Genomic DNA, 18001 nt, shown 5'->3' with positions numbered 1-18001 from the left:
CCATGCTCATTCTTCAGGCGTCCAGCGACGGATGACGGTGCGCGCCGCGCCGTCGGGCGCGACGTGGATCAGGGCGGTGCGGACGGCGCGGGCGTCGCCATGCTCGATCTCGACCCTCAGGTCGAAGTAACGGGTGGCCAGGGTGATCTGGCCCTTGGCCTCTTCGTCGACGACCACGCCCGACAGGGCGGGTTGGGCCCAGAAGGCGTCCGGGCTGCTCCAACCCGTCGCAGGACGCGCGGCGATGGCCGCCTTGGCCGCGTTCAACCCCACCACGCCCCGGCTGATCGCGACCAGCAGAACGGCGTCCTGCGGCTCCAGCGTATTCACATTCAGGGGCGACAGCCGCGCTTCCGGCAGGGCGCATAGATACGGCCTCAACCGGCGATAGAGGGCGTCGTCCACCCCCGCCACAGCACGCAGCTCGCTGACCTCGGCCAGCATGACCCCGCCGGTGCGATACGGCGTCGGGCGGCTGGCGTAGGCGGCGTCCTCCGCCCCCTGCGCCGAAACCTCGTCGTCGCCGTCCATCCAGTCGGTCAGGGCCGCCGCGACCGCCGCCATCCGCCCGCGCGGCAGGCCCAACGCTTCGCCCAAGGCGATGAACTGCGCCGCTCCTTCGGGCCGCGCCATCAGATCCTCGCCCTGCCCCAGCACCAAGCTGTTCAGGTTGAAACAGGACTGTCCGTCGCGGATCACCGCCCGCCCCTCGCCGTCTTCCAGCGGTAAGCCGAAGACGCGACCGTTCCACTGCGGCTGAAGCGGCGTGCGCGCGGGATCAACGCGAACCAGGTCGGACAGGCGCCGCCGCGCCAGAGCCTCCGCCCCCGCCGCAAAGGCTTGCGCCTGCGCCTGGCTCTCGGCGTTGGTCGTGCGACGCACGGAAAAGCGCACATCATCCAGCAGCACCACGCACAGCGCCGCCATCACCGCCACCAGCAACAGGACGGTCAACAGGGCCATGCCCCGGCGATCGCGCGCGCGGGGCCTCATGCGGCGGCGACCAGAAACAGCTGCTCGACCGGGCCGAAACCGTCGAGCGTCAGCGTCACCCGCACGGCGTCCGGCAGGGGCCGGTCGCTGCTGGCGGAAAAGGCGGGCGCCTCGGACCCGTTCTGGATGAAGGCGACGCGCGCCTCCATCACGCCGCGATACAGCACCTGCGGCGGCCCGGCCCGCGCGCCGTCCAGATGGGGGGCCACCCGGCGCTCCAGCCGATCCTCGACCAACCGGTATTCTACGCGTTGCAGCGAGGCGCGCGGCGCGCCGTCCGGATTGCTCCAGCCGCTGCGGGCCAGCACCAGCAGCGGATCGCCCGGCGACTGCGGCCCCATGATCGCCTGCGGCGCCGGACGCCCCGTCGGCCCGCGCACCCGCCGCCCCGTCGCCTGCGCCAGATCGGCGCGCAGCAGGGCGCGGGTGCGTTGCAGAGCGGCTATTCGGTCCGCGTTCGCCTTCACCGCGAACCGCGTCTCGATCGATTGCCCCAGCACCAGCGCGCCCGCCCCCGCCAGCAAGGCGAAGATCAGCAGGGCGATCATCACCTCGACAAGGGTGAACCCGGCTCTCTTTCTTCCGCTATCGCTCGCCGCGCGGCGGCTCGCTGCTTGAGCGGGTTTTCGCCACGCCTTCATGCGCCTCCCGCCCGGAACAGCACGCGCTCCGCGGCCTGTTCCTCATCGGCGAAGACGCGCACGTCGATGCGGCCGACGCCCGGCATGTCGGTCGCGCTGACCACCCGCACCCAACGCCATTCGCGCCCGCCCAACATCGCCTGCCCCGACGTGCTGCCGCTAGGCAGATCGCGCGCGGTCATCGCCTCGGCGGCCACATTGTCGGCGACGACGCCGCCCAGCGTCCGCGTCTCGACCCGCGCCGCCGAGCGGGTGCTTTCGCCCGACAGGTTCAGCAACGCCATCGCCGCCAGACCGAACACGGCCAGCGCCACCAGACACTCGATCAGGGTGAAGCCCGCGCGGGACGAACCCTCACTCATGGATCGTCACCTCGCCCGCGCCATCGATGGCGACGGTGACGGCCTGGCCCTCGCGCTCCAGCCGCACGCTGGCGGCGTCGGCGCCGCCGGTGGGGTCGAACACGGCGCGGGCGGGCGCGGCGACGGCGACGCCCTCCCCCCATGCCTTGGGCGCCAGAACGCCCGTCAGGGGCGTCCAGACGGCGCCGTCGAAACTCTCGAAACCATAGCCCGCCGCATCGGCGCGCAGGGCCACCGGACGGTTGGTCATCACCACCTCTTCGCGCGCCAGCGTCAGACGCGCGGCGAACCGCTCGGCCTCGACCGCCAGCGTCGGGCGCGGGTCCGGCATGGACAGCACCACCGCCCCCGCCGCCACGCCGATGATGGCGATGACGACCATTAACTCGACAAGGGTGAAGCCCATTTTTTGTCCGCTACAGCGCGCGCCTCGGGCGCGCGCTGCTTGAGCGAGTTGTCGTGCGCTACCGCTCGCTGCTTGAGCGCATTGGAGCGCGCGCATCGACCGGGCGCGATCAGCCCTGCCAGTTGCCGATGTCGGCGTCATTCCCCTCGCCCCCTTCCTGGCCGTCGGCGCCGAAGGACCAGATGTCGAACTGGCCGCCATGGGCGCTCCGACGGCGGTACTGATAGGGATTGCCCCACGGGTCTTCCGGCAGGCGGCGGACATAGCCGCCTTGGCGATAGCGTTCCGGCCGCGCCAGATCGGCGGGCGGCGCAGTCAGGGCCTTCAGCCCCTGCTGGTCCGTCGGGAAGGTCAGGTTGTCGAGGCGATAGGTCTCCACCGCCTGCTCCAGCACCGAGATGTCGGCCCGCGCCTTGCCGACCATGGCCTTGTCCTGACTGGGCAGGACGTTGATCGCCACAACCGTCGCCAGAAGCCCAATGATGACGATCACGACCATCAGTTCGACAAGGGTGAAACCCTGACGTTTTTGACGTTTATCCTGAGTATCTTCGCTGCGCATGGAGGGCCTCTCTCACCCCAGAGCCAGGGTATTGATCTGAAGGATGGGAAGCAGAATCGACAGCACGATCACGGCGACGATCCCGCCCATGACCACGATGATCGCCGGCTCCAGCAGGCTGAGCATCACGGCGGTGAAGTTGGAGAATTCGCGCTCCAGATAGTCGGCCGCGCGCTCCAGCATGGGCTCCAGCCGACCGCTGCTTTCGCCGGACGCGGTCATGTAGACGAGGATCGGCGGGAACACCTCGGCGCGGCGCATGGCGGCCGACAGCCCCCCGCCCTCGCGCACCGCCTCGGCCATCTGTTCGGTGGCGCGGCGCAGGGCGCGGTTGGAGACGGTGCGGGCGGTGATGGTCAGCCCCTCCAGCACCGGCAGGCCCGCCGCGATCATGGTCGACAGGGTGCGGGCCATGCGCGCCCCGTGCAGGTCGCGCGTCAGCCGCCCGACCAGCGGCAGCCTGAGCACCCAGGCGTCCAGCTTCAGCCGCACCGCCTCGCGCCGCCGCGCGATGAGCCCTGCGGCGACCACGGCGGCGATGACCAGCGCCATCAGCCAGCCCCAGTCGCGCATCAGGTCCGACAGGCCTATGACCAGCCGCGTCAGCAGCGGCAGGGTCTGGCCCATGCTGTCGAACTGATCGACCACCTTGGGCACGATGTAAGTCATCATGGCGACGACGACGCCCAGCGCCACCACCGCCAGCACGCACGGATAGACCAGCGCCGTCAGCACCTTGCCGCGCACCACCTCGTCCCGCTCCAGCCCGTCGGCCAGCCGTTCGAGGATGGGCTGAAGCGCGCCCGACTGCTCGCCCGCCGCCGTCATGGCGCGGTACAGCGGCGGAAAGGCCGCGCCCTGCTGGCCCATGGCGTCGGACAGGCGCCGCCCCTCGATCACCCCGGCGTGGACGCCTTCCAGCACGCGGCGGACATTGGGCCGGTCCGCCTGAAGCATTAGGTTGCGCAGCGCCTCCTCCAGCGGAGAGACGGAAATCAGCGTCGCCAGCTGCCGCGTCGTCAGCGCAAGCGCCTTGGGCGACAACCGTCCGACCCTGCCGGATGTCGATGCCGCGACCGCGCCCGCACGACCGGGCGACAGCTGCAAGGGCGCCAGTTGGCGCTTCGCCAGCGCCTTGCGCGCAGCGGCCTCGTCGACGGCGCTCAGCGAGCCCCTGACCGTCCGCCCGGCCGCATCGGCGGCGATGTAGTCGAAGGCCGCCATCAGGCCGCGACCTCTTCGGCGGCGGTTTCCTGACGCGCCACGCGCAGGGCCTCCTCGACCGAAGTGACGCCTTCCAGCACCAGCGTCCGCGCCCGGTCGGCCAGAGTCCCGCCGCGCGCGAAGGCGGCGTCGAACACCACGTCCTCGTCGGCGCCCGAGGCGATCAGGCGACGCACCTTCTCGTCCACCGTCAGCGTCTCATAAAGCCCGATGCGGCCGACATAGCCGGTCGAGCCGCAATCGGCGCAGCCGTGCGGCCGCCAGACGCGCACGCCTTCCTCAGCCCCGATCAGCCGCGCCGTCGCCTTGTCCGCCGTCTCCTCGATCCGGCAGTGCGGGCACAGGCGGCGCACCAGGCGTTGCGCCACCACCAGCCGCAGGGTCGAGGCCAGCAGGAAGGGCTCCACCCCCATGTCGCGCAGGCGCGTCACGGCGCCGGCCGCGTCGTTGGTGTGAACCGTCGACAGCACCAGATGGCCGGTCAGGGAGGCCTGGACGGCGATGGCCGCCGTCTCCGTGTCGCGGATTTCGCCGACCATGACCACGTCTGGGTCTTGCCGCAGGATGGCGCGCAGACCGGCGGCGAAGGTCATGCCGACCTTGGGGTTCACCTGCGTCTGGCCCACGCCCTCCATGGCGTATTCGACTGGATCTTCCACCGTCAGGATGTTGCGCGATCCGTCATTCAGCAGCGCCAGCCCGGCATAGAGGCTGGTCGTCTTGCCCGAGCCGGTCGGCCCGGTGACCAGGATGACGCCGTTCGGCTCGGCCAGCGCATGGCGGAAGGCCTCCAGCGCGGCCGAGTCCATGCCCAGCCGGTCCAGCGTCAGCCCGGCCTGATCCTTGTCCAGAATCCGCAGCACCACCCGCTCGCCCGCCCGCGACGGCAGGGTCGAGACGCGCACGTCCAGCGACTTGCCGCCCAGCGTCAGGGGAATGCGTCCGTCCTGGGGCTTGCGCTTCTCGGCGATGTCGAGCCGCGCCATGACCTTGATGCGCGACACCAGCAGCGGCGCCACGCGCGGGTTCAGGCTCAGCGCCTCGCGCAGCACCCCGTCCACCCGCATCCGCACCAGCAGCCGCGTCTCATAGCTTTCCAGATGCACGTCCGACGCGCCGATGCGGGCGGCCTCGGCGATGACACCGTTGATCAGGCGGATGACCGGCGCGTCGTCCGTGGCGTCCAGCAAATCCGCCGCCGCCGGAATGTCGTCCACCAGACTGTCCAGCCCCACCGGCAGGGACAGGTCGTCGCCGTCGGCGGCCGTCAGTTGCTCGCCCGCATAGACTTCCGACAGCTTGCGGTCGAAGGCGGCGGCGCTCAGCGGCGTCGCCTCCAGCGGACGGCCCAGCGCGCGGCGCGCCTCGACCAGGGCCAGAGGGTCGGCGCCCTCGCGCACCCCGACCGCCATCACCTCGCCCGCCGCCAGCAGCAGGACGCCATGGGTCTTGGCGAAGCCGTAGGGGAGGCGCGGATCGACGACGGTAATCACCGGGCGCCCCCCGTCACCGGCGGTAACGGCTGGGCCGAAACGGGCGCCACGGGGGCGATGACCAGCGGCTCGCCTGCTGCCGGCGCCGCGGGCGGCTGCGCCTGCATATAGTCGCGCAACAGGGCGTCCAGGCTCGGCTCGCGGTCGGGGTGAACGCGCTGCTGCTCGCCGCGCATATAACCCCAGCGGTCCGCCGCCAGCCCCTGCGCATCCGCCGTGGTGCGCAATATGGTCGGGCGCAGGAAGACCATCAGATTGGTCCGCCCCCGCTCGCGGCTGGTCGAGCGGAACAGGACGCCGACGCCCGGAATGTCGCCCAACCCCGGCACCTTGCTGGTTTCCAGTCGGTCGTTCTGATCCAGCAGGCCCCCCGCCACGGCGATGTCGCCGTCGTCGACCACCAGCGTCGTCTCCAGCTCGCGCTTGTCCAGGATCAGGTCATTGGCGCCGCTGGTCAGCAGGCCGTTGATGCTCGACACCTCCTGCCTCAGCGTCAGGGTGATCGAGCCGCCGGCGTTGATCTGGGGCCGCACAGTCAGGCGCACCCCGATGTCCTTGCGCTCGGTCGTGGTGAAGGGGTTGGAGTTGCCGTCCAGAATGGTCTGGCCAGTGGTGATCGGCACCTCCTGCCCGACCAGGAAAGTGGCCTCTTCGTTATCCAGCGTCATGATCGACGGGGTCTGCAACAGGTTCGAGCCCGCGTCCGTCTTGGCGGCGTTGATGATGAAGCCGAACAGGCCGTCGCCCCATTTGCCGCCCGCCCCACCGACGAAGCCGTTGGCGCCCAGCAGGCTGTTCAGGGCCAGGTTCTGCAGCCGTTCGCGCAAGGGATCGTCCTTGTCGAGCTGTCCCGCCGCCGCCCCGCCCGCGAGGGGAACCAGCGGCGCCGCGCGGTCGGAATAGTTGGTCAGGCCAACGCCCTGCTCGCCCGCCATCAGCCACTGGACGCCCAGATCGCGCACGGCCTTGTCGCTCAGCTCGACGACGATGGCCTCGATCAGCACCTGCTGACGGCGCACGTCCAGTTGGCGGATCACCTCGGTCAGGGTGCGCTGCAGGTCCGCCGGGCCGGAGATGACCAGGGCGTTGGCGCCGGGGAAGCGGGCGATGGCGGCGCGCTGGCCGGTGGCGGTCACGGTGGTCGAGCCGATCGGCCCGCTGTCGGCCTCGCCCGTCGTGGTCAGCCCGCCCTGCCCCATGCCGCTGGTCGTCTGGTTCGCCCCGGCGCGGGCGGTGCGCAGGCGCGGCGAAGACGTCGCCGCAGCATCCGCAGGCTGCCCCACGATCTGTTGCAGGACCGGCAGCAGCTGCTCGGCGTCGGCGTGCTCCAGGAAGACGACGTTGACGTCCTGACTGGCCCGCGCCCGGCCGTCCAGATCGGCGATCAGGCCGCGCACCCGCGCCAGCGCCTGCCCGTCCCCGCGCAGCACCAGGGCGTTGGAGCTTTCGACCGGGGTGATCGTCACCAGACCCGGACCGCCGGGACCGCCCGTCACCTGTTGCAGCACGCCCGCGATCTCGCGCGCCGAGGCGTTCTCCAGCGCCACCACCTCATAGGCCGAACGGTCCACGTCGATGCGGCCGACCAGCGCCCGGATACGCGCCAGATTGTCGGCGAAGTCGGCCACCACCACGCTGTTGGCGCCGGGATTAGCCAGCACCTGCCCCTGCGCCCCGACCAGAGGCCGGATCGTCTCGGCGGCCGAGGCGGCGTCGATGTGGCGAAGGGTGAAGACCTCGGTCGAGAACCGCTCGGCGCCGACCGTGGCCGGGCCCTGCGCCGCGCCCTGCGCCGGGCTGATGCGATAGGCGCCCGACGACGTCGGCGTCACCACCAGACCATTGGCCCGCAACGTCGACAGGAAGACCTCGAACAGCTGAGCCCGGGTCAGGGCGCGCGGGCTGGACACCGTCACCGTGCCCGTCACCGCCGGATCGACGATGAAGGTACGCCCCGTCGTGCGCGCCACATCCTGCACGAAGGCGCGGATGTCGGCGTTCTGGACATTCAGCGTCTGGCGCGATTCCTGCGCCATCACCGGAGCGGCGGCCAGCGGCTGCACCGCCAGAACAGCGGCCAGAACGCCGGTCAACAGGGAGCGGCTGCGGGCCTTCATGGGCGCGTCCTTACGGTGGTGGAGCGGACCTGACCGTCGCGCTCGAACTGGATCTGGGCCGAGGGGGCGTCGGCCAACTGGCCGCGCAGGGCGGCGAGCGCCTGCGGGCTGTTCAGGGCCGTGCCGTTAACCGACAGGATGACGTCGCCCGAACGCAGGCCTGCATTGCGCAACTCGCCCCCGTCGCCCGAGGCGGACACGGTCAGCCCCTTGATCCCAAGGCCCTGGATGCGCGGCCGCAGCCCCGCCTGGGCGATCAGACGTTGAGGATCGACCACCACGCCTTCGGCCGGGGCCGGTTCAGGCGCAGAGACGGCGGGTTGCGCCGTCGTCGCGAGCGCAACAGAGGCTGCGCCGGACGTCATGTCGGGAAAATCGAGACGGAACGGCGCGCCGCCGCGCGACAGCATGACGTGGTCGGGGGCGACGGCGCTCAGGGTCAGCCCCGGCTCCACATCCTCGCCCGCACCGACCGAGACCTGGCGTCCGTCCGACAGGCCGATGATGGCCGAGCCGCCGCCCGCGCCGTCCGCGCGTACGCCGAACAGGCTCAGGCCGCCGCCGTCCGACGGCGCCGCCTCGGCCCCGCCTCCGCCGTTGCGGAAGAAGGCGTCGAAGCGTGACAGCACGCCCAGGTCGACCTCCGGCAGAGGCCGCGCCTCCACGGCCTGCGGTGTCGGCGCCGCGAACAGCCAGACCAACCGCCCGGCCTGCACCAGAAGAAGCAGGATCAGCACCGCCTCGACCACGCGCCGCAACGGCGGACGACGAAGGGATAGGCGGCGAAGGGACAGGCCGCCCTTGCCCCACGAAACGGCGCTCAGTTTGAGAAGGCCAGCGAGCAAGGAAGACATCCCCCACGGCCACTCGCGGCCGCAACGCCTCCCTAGGCGGATGCTCCGTACCCGGCTCGCTCCGAACCATGACAGCGCCGAGAAGTTGTCACGACAGATGCGGCGGGTTCAGACGATATGACGCGAAACATTCACCCTCCCCCGATGGAAGAGGGACAAAAAAAGCCGGGAGGCCGCTAGACCTCCCGGCTCAAATGTCAGGCTCAGTCTGCGCTTAGAAACGCGCCGTCAGGCTGACCGAGGCGCTCTGGCCCAGATCGTACTGGTTGATGCGGATCTTGTTGCCCTTCTCCTGGTACTCCTCGAAGTCCGTCCCGAGCAGGTTGCGCAGCTCCAGGGCGAAGCCCAGGTCGCGGCCTTTCACGGTGAAGTCCTTGCGATAGACGAAGTCGAGGAAGGCGCCCGGCTCCTGCACATAGTCCGGCTCGCGCGCCGTGCCGACGCCCGCGCCGCGCGCGGTGGTCCGCTCCGAGACGTAGTTCAGGATGAAGGTCGCCTGCGAGCGGGCCGTGTCGTCTTCCCAACCCAGTTGCAGGTTGGCGACGTGCTCGGACTGCCCCTGCATGCGGCTGCCGTCCTGGATGAAGAAGGACGCCTGTTCGGGACGGCCGCCGCCGCCCAGGGTGATGACGGTGTCGCCCTCGCCGACCGAAACCTCGGAGTCCGACCAGGTGTAGTTGGCCTGCACAAGCCAGCGCTTGTTCGAAATGAAGGCCGCCTGATCGGCGAACTCGAAGTATTTCTTCACCTCGGCCTCGACGCCCATGACGGTCGCTTCCGGCGCGTTCAGGAAGGTCTGCTGGCGCTGGTTGCCGACATCGACGATCACGGCTTCGACCGGCTTGTCCAGCTTCTTGTAGAAGACGCCCGCCGTGACGAACTGCTGGCGGCCGAAATACCATTCCCAGCGCGCGTCCAGGTTCAGGATCTCGGTGTCCGTCAGATACGGGTTGCCGATGAAGACGCGGTCGCTTTCCGGGTCGGTGTAGGCCTGGGGCGCCAGTTCGCGGAACTGCGGACGACCGATGGTCTTGGACGCGCCGAAACGCAGTTGCTGATCCTCGGTGAAGTTCCACGTCGCGGTGAACGACGGCAACCAGTACTGCTCTTCGATCTCCGTCGCCTCATAGGCGGGTGTTCCGCCGAACAGGTCGCGCGGGGTCACGCTCTGCTGGCCGTCCTCGAAGCGGACGCCGAAGGTGGTGCGTACGGTCGGCACGAACTCGGCGTCGACCATGGCGTAGACGGCGTTGACCTTCATCTCGGCGTCATAGGCGTTGGCGCCGTTCGAACCGGCGATCTCGCGCAGCTGCAGGGTCCACGGATTGATGTTGTAGTCCGAGAACAGATAGTCGATCCGCGCCCGACGCTGGCTGTCGGTCAGGCCGTTGACGGCCTCGAACTGCAGGTCGTGACGCTCGGCCGAGCGGGTGTTGTCCAGGGTCGAGGCGCCGACGCTGATGGTCGCCTCGCGGCCCGCCGCCATCGGCAGCTTATAGGCCAGGTCCACGCCGCCGGACCAGATTTCGTCGTCCAGCTCGCTGAACGAGATCTGGTTGCCCTGAACGTTGTGGATCAAGCGGTCCTGGGCGTCGACGCCGTACTGAAAGCGCGATTCATAGGGGGCGTCGCGCGAGGTCTTGGCGTAGGCCGCGCGCCAGTCCAGCTTCCACTCGCCGTCCGCGCCGAAGTAGTGCTCGCCCACCAGTTGGCTGGTGAACAGCTGACGCACGAACCACTCGGTGTAGTCGTTGCGGATCACGCTGCCGCCGGCGTCGAAGTCCGGCCCGGCCGAGGTGCGGGCGCGCTTGGTCGTGGTGCGGACGTAGAGGTTGGTCCACTTCACCTCATGATCGTCGTTCGTCAGCGACAGGCCGCCGAGGAAGTTCAGGCGCACGTCGTTCTGGTTGGACTCGACGTCGAAGGTCGAGACCGGCACCAGGTCATCGCCCTGGAACTGGCCCTCTTCCTGGATCGCCTGACGGGTGCGCCAAGAGTTGTCGTAACCGGCCACGGCGATGACGCCCAGGTCGCCGACTTCGGTCGGGGTGCGGAAGCCGCCCGCCAGCTCCAGGCTGCCGTCGACCGGCGTCTGCTGACGCTGCATCAGACGCAGCGGTGCATTGACCATCGAGCGGCCCATACGCTGCAGCTCGGCGGCCGAGAAGTTGGCCATGTTGATCTGCTTGCCGGTGCGGAAGGCCAGGTCGATCGGCCCCGGAATCTTGCGGGTCTCGTCGTCGAAGCCGGTCCAGTCGGTGTCCGAGCCGTAATAGACCAGGTTGTCGCGGCCCGTCGTCTCGGTGTTTCCGCCGACGCCCGCCTTGAACGTCAGGAAGGGCTTGGCCGGGGCGTCCACGGTGCGCAGGTCGATGACCCCGCCGCCGAACTCGCCCGGATAGTTGGGGGAATAGGACTTCTGAACCGTCACGCCCGCCAGCACGCTGGAAGGGAAAAGGTCCAGCGGCACCACGCGCTGCAACGGCTCGGGGCTGGGCAGCGGCGAACCGTTCAGCAGGGCCGAGGAATAGCGCTCGCCCAGGCCGCGCACATAGACGAAGCGGCCTTCGACGATCGACAGGCCGGTCACGCGGGTCAGGGCGGCGGCGGCGGTGGAGTCGCCGGTGCGTTGCAGGTCTTCCGACGTCAGGAAAGCGGCCACCTCGGCGCTCTGACGGTTCGGCTGCGGGATGTTGCGGCCCAGGACGACGATGTCGCCCAGTTGGGTGGCCGGGGTCTGCGACACCTGATCCGGGCTTTCCGGATCAGCGGGCAGTTCATTGCTCAGAGCCACGGCGGCGACGGGAGCGGACGCCTGGGCGAGCGCGAGGCTGGGCGCGCCGAAAGCGGCGACCAGGGCGCTGCTGGCCAGCAGCAGCCTGTTACGGGTCAGGGTCTTGTTCTTCATGTTCGGCTGCCTTGCGTAGGTCGAGAGAGGCTGGACGCTCAAAGGGTCGGCGACGGCCCTTTCGGACCGCCGCCTCGCCAGAGGGTTCATCAGCACTTCGCGTTGGCGGTCAGGCCGCAGGTCCAGCCCTGCCACCAGGTGTCCGAGGCGTTCTTCACGGCGCCGATGTAGTCGGTGTCGACGAAGGCGGCGTGGACGCTGGAAGCCTTGAACGGGGTCACGGCGGCTTCGTTGGCGCCGTTGATGAAGGTCAGCGACTGGTTGGCGATGGTCACGCCTGCGGTCGGCGCCGTCAGGGTCGACGTCCCATTGGCCGTGTTGTTCGTACCGGCCTTGAAGACCGTTTCCGAACGCGTCGCATTGTTCGGGCGGTAGGAAATCCCGCACGACATGAAGACCGAGTTGAACACCGGGTTCACGCTGGCGGTGTCGGCGTCGGCGATATCCAGGCAACCGGCCTTGGAGCCGGCCACGCTGGTGAAGACCGAGTTGACCACGGTCGCCTTGGTGCCCGTGTCGAAGTGGGCGACGGTGTGGGCGTCGGTCGGCGAGTTGCGGCCCACCATCGTCCAGTTGGCGATCTTGGGTTGCGAGTTGTAGCGCTGGGCCAGCGGCGTCGAGGCCGGGGCGGCCGAGAACTCGAAACCGGCCGAGCGGCTGGTCGCGTTCGGGGCGCGCTGGGTCACGATGCCGAACTGGGCGCCGCCGCGCCAGCCGGTGTCGGTGTCGAAGGCGTCGTCGTCGGCGCCGTTGATGACGATGCGCTTCAGGTTGACGTTGCCGCCGAAGATTTCGATGCCGTCGTCCGACGAGTTGTAGGACTGGACGTATTCGATGGTCGTGCCCGCGCCGACGCCGGCCAGGGTCAGGGCCTGCAGCTCGTTGCCGGTCGAAATCTCAAAGCCCGAGTAGCGGATCTGGACGTAGCGCAGACGGCCCGAGTTGTCGTTGACGTTGCCGCCGCCGTAGAAGGCGTTGGTGCCTTCCACCTGGCCGGTGCAGGTGACAGGCGCAGTCAGCTGGCAGTTGGCCTGCGGCGCGCGGCCGGCGATGACGATGCCGCCCCACTGGCCGTGCGAGTTCTCGGTCGTCGCGCCTTCGACGTTCTGGCGGCTGGTGAAGACGATCGGCTGCGAGGCCGTGCCTTCGGCGTAGATCTGCGAGCCGCGGTTGACTAGCAGGTAGTCGCCGCCGCCCGAGGCGAAGATGGTCACGCCCGCTTCGACCGTCAGGATGCCCTGCGTGCCCGTGCTGGCCGAGGCGTCGACGCCGCCGTCGGTGCCGACGGCCGTGCGGCCCGAGATGGAGTAGATGGTGCCGGCGCGCAGCGGCACGGTCAGCGCGCCGTTGATCTGTTGCGGCAGCTGGCAGTTGCGCAGCGTGCCGTTGGCCATAGTGCCGACGTTGGCGAATCCGGCCGGGCAGTCAGCTGCGGCCTGGCCGTTGCCGCCATTGCCGTTCCCATTGCCGTTGCCGTTGCCGTTCCCATTGCCGAAGTCGCCTTCGCCGGGCGAGGCCACCTCGGCGGAGCCGCCGCAGGCCGCCAGGGCGAGCGCGCTGGCCGCCACGGCGAGCATGGTCTTGAAGCTGCTGTTCATCGTCATCCACCGGTCTGGTCAAAAGATGCGACAGTGGGCGGCCTGTCCGTCACGGACGGCCCTGCTTCCCTCCTGCCTCAGCGGCATGGATAGCGGCTGCGGTTTCCGAAGCTTGCGCGCTTCAGTGACGGATCGGCTTAGGTTTCTTGCCGTTTTGTCGCCGCTTGAGTGACAAAATGTCCGGCGACGGAGGTAGCGCCTCGCCCTCCCGCGTCTCAAAGCCGCGGCCGAGGTCCGTGTGACGCTTGTATCCAGGACGCGTCTGGCGCAACACAGCGCGCCGGTCTTCCCGCCGGTCCCGACACACAAGAAGACGAGACACCGAATGGGCGGCTGGAACGTGCGTAAGCGCATCACTGTCAACGCGCAGGAACGCAGCCTGACCCGCAGTCTCAGCTGGCCGCACCTGATGGCCATGGGCGTGGGCGCCATCGTCGGCACCGGCATCCTGACCCTGATCGGCATCGGCGCGGACAAGGCCGGCCCGGCCGTCCTGCTGTCCTTCCTGATCGCAGGTTTCGTCTGCGCCTGCGCCGCCCTGGCCTATGCCGAAATGGCCTCGACCATCCCCGCCTCGGGCAGCGCCTACACTTACAACTACGTCGTCCTGGGCGAGGTCGTCGCCTGGATCATCGGCTGGAGCCTGATCCTGGAATACAGCCTGGTGGTCAGCGCCGTGGCCGTCAGCTGGTCCGGCTATGCCGCGCCCCTGCTGCACGGCTGGCTGGGCCTGCCCATGGCCTTGATGCAGGGACCGCACGCGGGCGGCGTCGCCAACGTCCCGGCCCTGTTCATCATCCTGATCATCGCCGGAATGCTGGTCATCGGCACCCGCAAGAGCGCCACGCTGAACCTGGCCCTGGTGGTCGTGAAGCTGTCGGCCCTGGTGCTGTTCGTCTGGTTCGCCCTGCCCCACTTCAACGCCGCCAATCTGGAGCCGTTCAATCCCTACGGCTTCGGCCGCACCATGGGCGAGGACGGGGTCGAGCGCGGCATCATGGCCGCCGCGGCCATCATCTTCTCGGCCTTCTACGGCTTCGACGCCATCGCCACGGCGGCCGAGGAAACCCGCAATCCCAAGCGCGACCTGGCCATCGGCATCATCGGCTCCATGCTGGTCTGCGCGGCCATCTACACCGTCATCGCCACGGCGGCCCTGGGCGCCGCGCCCTTCACCCTGTTCGCCAACAGCCCCGAGCCGCTGGCCCTGATCCTGCGCGAGATCGGCCAGCCGGGCGCCGCTCACTTCCTGGCGGTGACGGCCGTGCTCACCCTGCCCACCGTCATCCTGGCCTTCTTCTACGGCCAGAGCCGCATCTTCTTCGTCATGGCGCGCGACGGCCTGCTGCCGCGCGGCCTGTCGCAACTGTCGGCCAAGGGCGCGCCCCTGCGCATCACCGCCTTCACCACCGCCGTCGTCGGGACCATCGCCCTGTTCTTCCCCCTGGGCGAGATCGTCGCGCTGGCCAACGCCGGGACGCTGGTGGCCTTCAGCTCCGTGGCCCTGTGCATGCTGATCCTGCGTCGTCGCTCGCCCGAGCTGCCGCGCGGCTTCCGCACGCCCCTGGCCTGGGTCATCGGCCCCGTGGCCATCGCCGGCTGCCTGTATCTGCTGGCCAGCCTGCCGCAGAAAACGCAGCTGTGGTTCCTGATCTGGAACGTGATCGGCGTCGGCGCCTATCTGCTCTACGGCCGTCGTTTCAGCGTCGCCCGCCGCGAGGCCAGGGAAGCCGAACAGGCCGCCGCCGACTGATCCCTATAGAGGGGGCGCTGCAACCGGCGCCCCCGCTAATCCGCAACCGGCCCAGGCGGCCCCCGGCGCCGCCTGCTATCCAGACGCCTCGCCCCGATGGCCGGATGGCGGAGCGGTTACGCGGCGGAGTGCATATCCGTCCAGCCTGGTTCGATTCCAGGTCCGGCCTCCATCGGGGCGCCCTGCCTTTCAGGAGCCGTCTCCATGCACCGTCTCGCCCCCCCGATCGACGCCGTGGAATGGCTGAACACCCCTGAGCCGGTGCGTCTGGAAGATCTGCGCGGCAAGGTCGTCTGCATCGCCTTCCTGCAACGCCTCTGCCCCGGCTGCTCCCACTACGCCCTGCCCCAAGCCCGGCGCGTGGCCGAGACCTTCACCTCCGGCGAGGTCGCCGTCCTGGGCGTCCACAGCGTGTTCGAGCATCACGACCAGCAGTCGGACCGCGCAGGCCTGACAAAATGGCTGGCCGAGCACGGCTGCCGTTTCCCGGTCGCCGTCGACGCGCCGTCGGCCGATACGACGGCGCCGCGCACCATGACCGCCTTCAATCTTCAGGGCACGCCCAGTCTGGTGCTGGTCGACCGGCTGGGCCGGATGCGGATGCGCCGTTTCGGCCCCGTCTCGGACATGATGCTGGGCGCCGAGATCATGGCCCTGCTGCTGGAGCCCGCAACCCCCGCGTGAAAAGCCGCCCGCGCCTGCTTGCCCCAGCGTCAAACGCTCATTTTATTGAGCACTCAGAACACAAAATCAGTGACTTAGGCCAAAACCATAAAGGGCTTGGCGCCTGATCCGTTATCGTGCCCACTATCCTGGACGGCGAACCAGAGGGGGATCGCCCTCACAGTGAGCCTAACGACATGGTCGCGCCCTTCCCCACGGATAAGGTCTTCATCGGCGGCGTCTGGCGCCCCGCAGACGGCGACGCGACCCTGCCGATCGAGAACCCGTCGACGGGCGAGGTCATGGGCCGGCTGGCCGCCGGAACCGCCGCCGACGTGGACGACGCCGTCCGCGCCGCCAGCACGGCTTTCCACGGAGGCTGGGGCCGCACCACCGCCGTCGAGCGCGGCCGCATCCTGGCCCGCATGGGTCGCGAGGTCGAAGCCCGCATCGACCTGCTAAGCGAACTGGAAGCGCTGGATGTCGGCAAGCCGCTGAAGCAGGCCCGCAACGACGTGATCGCCCTAGCCCGCTATCTCGAATTCTACGCGGGCGCGGCGGACAAGCTGCACGGCGAGACCATTCCCTTCCAGGACGGCTACACCGTCTACACCCTGCGCGAGCCGCATGGGGTGACGGGCCACATCATCCCGTGGAACTATCCGATGCAGATCATCGGCCGCTCTATCGTGGCGGCCCTGTGCGTCGGCAACGCCGTGGTGTTGAAGCCCGCCGAGCAAGCCTCGCTGACCGCTCTCGCCTTCGCCCATATCGCCGCCGATTGCGGCCTGCCCGCAGGCGTCTTGAACGTCGTGACCGGCACGGGCGCCGAAGCGGGCGCGGCGCTGGCGGCGCATCCGGGGATCAACCACCTGTCCTTCACCGGCTCGACCGGGGTGGGCGTGGCCATCCAGCAGGCGGCGGCGCTCAACGCCGTTCCGGTGACGCTGGAGCTGGGCGGCAAGTCGCCCCAGTTGGTCTTCGACGACGCTGATCTGGACAAGGCCCTGCCCTTCCTCGTCAACGCGGGCGTCCAGAACGCAGGCCAGACCTGCTCAGCCGGATCGCGCGTCCTGGTCCAGCGCGGCGTCTATGACGAGGTCGTGCGCCGCATGGCCGAACGCTTCGCCGCCCTGACCGTCGGCCCCGCAATGGACGACCGCGATGTCGGCCCGCTGGTGTCGAAGAAGCAGCAGGCCATGGTCGACAGCTTCATCGAAAAGGGCCGCGCCGACGGCCTGATCGTGGCGCAGGCGACCCTGGCCGACCTGCCGTCCGGCGGCGCCTATGTCGCACCCACCCTGTTCGCCAATGTCGCGCCCGACCACCCGCTGGCGCAGCAGGAAATCTTCGGCCCCGCCGTCGTCGTCATCCCCTTCGACACCGAGGAGGACGCCGTCGCCATCGCCAACGGCACCGATTACGGCCTCGTCGCAGGCGTCTGGACCGCCGATGGCGGACGGCAGATGCGCCTGGCGAAACGGCTGCGCGCCGGACAGGTCTTCATCAACAACTACGGCGCGGCGGGCGGGGTCGAGCTGCCCTTCGGCGGCGTCGGCAAGTCGGGCCACGGTCGCGAGAAGGGGTTCGAGGCGCTCTACGCCTTCACCACCCTGAAGACCGTCGCGGCCCATCACGGATAGCGCAAGGGAGTAGCGTCTTGGAGTGGAACAGATCGAAGCAGCTGGAGGGCAAGCGAGCGATCGTCACGGGCGGAGCCTCCGGCTTCGGCGCCGGAATCGCGCGCCGCTTCGCCGAGGAAGGCGCCCGCGTCATCGTCGCCGACCTGAACGGCGAGAACGCCCGCACGCTGGCCGCTGAACTGGGCGACGCCGATCTGGGCGTAAAGGTCGACGTGTCCAGCGCCGCTGACGTCGTCGCTCTGGCCGAGACCGCCAACCGCCTGCTGGGCGGCGTCGACATCGTGGTCAACAACGCGGGCGTCGGCCACACGCCCCAACCGCTGGACGAACTGTCGGACGAAGCCTTCGACCGCATCGCCGCCGTCAACATGCGCTCCATCTATCTGATGTCGAAGGCCTTCGTCCCCGCGATGAAGGCGCAAGGGTCCGGCGCCATTCTGAACATCGCCTCGACCGGCGGGGTCAGCCCCCGGCCGAACCTGACCTGGTACAACGCCTCCAAGGGCTGGGTCATCACGGCCACGCGGGCCATGGCGGTCGAGCTGGCGCCCTTCCAGGTGCGGGTGAACGCCCTGAACCCGGTGGCGGGCGACACCCCCCTGCTGAAGACCTTTATGGGCGACGACACGCCCGAGGTGCGGGCGAAGTTCCTGGCCTCTATCCCCATCGGCCGCTTCTCGACGCCCGAGGATATGGGCGCCGCCGCCGCCTTCCTCTGTTCGGACGACGCCTCGATGATCACGGGCGTGGCGCTGGAGGTCGACGGTGGCCGCTGCATCTGACC

Annotated in this window: 15 protein-coding genes and 1 tRNA gene; 5 read left to right on the top strand and 11 right to left on the bottom strand. The window is 69.4% G+C overall.

Annotated features, from left to right (window positions below; all coding sequences use genetic code 11):
* Positions 1-6: 6 nt before the first annotated feature.
* The 11 genes from gspK to ACU5AP_RS01510 all read right to left on the bottom strand — a co-directional run bounded on the left by gspK (position 7) and on the right by ACU5AP_RS01510 (position 13164).
* Positions 7-963 (bottom strand): type II secretion system minor pseudopilin GspK, encoded by a 957-nt coding sequence (gene gspK / locus ACU5AP_RS01560; RefSeq protein ID WP_223850842.1) that lies wholly within the window; start codon positions 961-963, stop codon positions 7-9.
* A 26-nt stretch (positions 964-989) separates the two neighbouring features.
* The gene (gene gspJ / locus ACU5AP_RS01555) at positions 990-1634 is read right to left on the bottom strand and encodes a type II secretion system minor pseudopilin GspJ (protein ID WP_128720358.1); all 645 of its coding nucleotides are present in this window, start codon (positions 1632-1634) and stop codon (positions 990-992) included.
* Positions 1631-1996, bottom strand: coding sequence for a type II secretion system minor pseudopilin GspI (gene gspI / locus ACU5AP_RS01550; protein ID WP_128720359.1), 366 nt, complete (start codon positions 1994-1996; stop codon positions 1631-1633). Before gspI ends, gspJ begins: the two co-directional genes overlap by 4 nt.
* A complete protein-coding gene (locus tag ACU5AP_RS01545) occupies positions 1989-2402 on the bottom strand; it encodes a GspH/FimT family pseudopilin (protein WP_128720360.1) in 414 nt (137 codons plus the stop codon). Before ACU5AP_RS01545 ends, gspI begins: the two co-directional genes overlap by 8 nt.
* 109 nt (positions 2403-2511) lie before the next feature.
* Complete coding sequence (gene gspG / locus ACU5AP_RS01540) at positions 2512-2964, bottom strand: type II secretion system major pseudopilin GspG (protein ID WP_003169990.1); 453 nt, start codon at positions 2962-2964, stop codon at positions 2512-2514.
* Between the two features lie 12 nt (positions 2965-2976).
* On the bottom strand, positions 2977-4188 hold the full coding sequence (gene gspF / locus ACU5AP_RS01535) for a type II secretion system inner membrane protein GspF (protein ID WP_128720361.1): 1212 nt from the start codon (positions 4186-4188) through the stop codon (positions 2977-2979).
* Complete coding sequence (gene gspE / locus ACU5AP_RS01530; protein ID WP_446680709.1) at positions 4188-5681, bottom strand: type II secretion system ATPase GspE; 1494 nt, start codon at positions 5679-5681, stop codon at positions 4188-4190. The genes gspF and gspE overlap by 1 nt, the downstream gene beginning before the upstream one ends.
* Positions 5678-7798, bottom strand: a complete 2121-nt coding sequence (gspD, locus tag ACU5AP_RS01525; RefSeq protein ID WP_446680708.1) for a type II secretion system secretin GspD — start codon at positions 7796-7798, stop codon at positions 5678-5680. The genes gspE and gspD overlap by 4 nt, the downstream gene beginning before the upstream one ends.
* Complete coding sequence (locus ACU5AP_RS01520) at positions 7795-8652, bottom strand: type II secretion system protein N (protein WP_446680707.1); 858 nt, start codon at positions 8650-8652, stop codon at positions 7795-7797. Before ACU5AP_RS01520 ends, gspD begins: the two co-directional genes overlap by 4 nt.
* Before the next feature lie 214 nt (positions 8653-8866).
* Positions 8867-11560 carry a TonB-dependent receptor domain-containing protein gene (locus ACU5AP_RS01515; protein WP_446680706.1) on the bottom strand — a complete coding sequence of 898 codons (2694 nt, stop codon included), beginning with the start codon at positions 11558-11560 and terminating at the stop codon, positions 8867-8869.
* Between the two features lie 89 nt (positions 11561-11649).
* Positions 11650-13164 carry a hypothetical protein gene (locus ACU5AP_RS01510; RefSeq protein ID WP_128720368.1) on the bottom strand — a complete coding sequence of 505 codons (1515 nt, stop codon included), beginning with the start codon at positions 13162-13164 and terminating at the stop codon, positions 11650-11652.
* Positions 13165-13483: 319 nt separating this feature from the next.
* On the opposite strand from ACU5AP_RS01510, the gene ACU5AP_RS01505 reads away from it, so the two are divergent.
* From ACU5AP_RS01505 to ACU5AP_RS01485, 5 genes are all read left to right on the top strand, one after another.
* Positions 13484-14911, top strand: a complete 1428-nt coding sequence (locus ACU5AP_RS01505; protein WP_312990554.1) for an amino acid permease — start codon at positions 13484-13486, stop codon at positions 14909-14911.
* Positions 14912-15009: 98 nt separating this feature from the next.
* Positions 15010-15083, top strand: a tRNA-Cys gene (locus ACU5AP_RS01500).
* A 32-nt stretch (positions 15084-15115) separates the two neighbouring features.
* Positions 15116-15595 carry a redoxin family protein gene (locus ACU5AP_RS01495; protein WP_128720371.1) on the top strand — a complete coding sequence of 160 codons (480 nt, stop codon included), beginning with the start codon at positions 15116-15118 and terminating at the stop codon, positions 15593-15595.
* A gap of 176 nt (positions 15596-15771) precedes the next feature.
* Positions 15772-17217: an aldehyde dehydrogenase family protein gene (locus ACU5AP_RS01490; RefSeq protein WP_128720373.1), complete on the top strand. Its 1446-nt coding sequence runs from the start codon at positions 15772-15774 to the stop codon at positions 17215-17217.
* 17 nt (positions 17218-17234) lie between these two features.
* Positions 17235-17999, top strand: a complete 765-nt coding sequence (locus ACU5AP_RS01485; RefSeq protein ID WP_446680705.1) for a glucose 1-dehydrogenase — start codon at positions 17235-17237, stop codon at positions 17997-17999.
* Positions 18000-18001 lie beyond the last annotated feature (2 nt).

The sequence above is a fragment of the Brevundimonas sp. RM1 genome (genome assembly GCF_052907225.1).
This window is presented reverse-complemented; position numbering and strand designations above follow the sequence as displayed.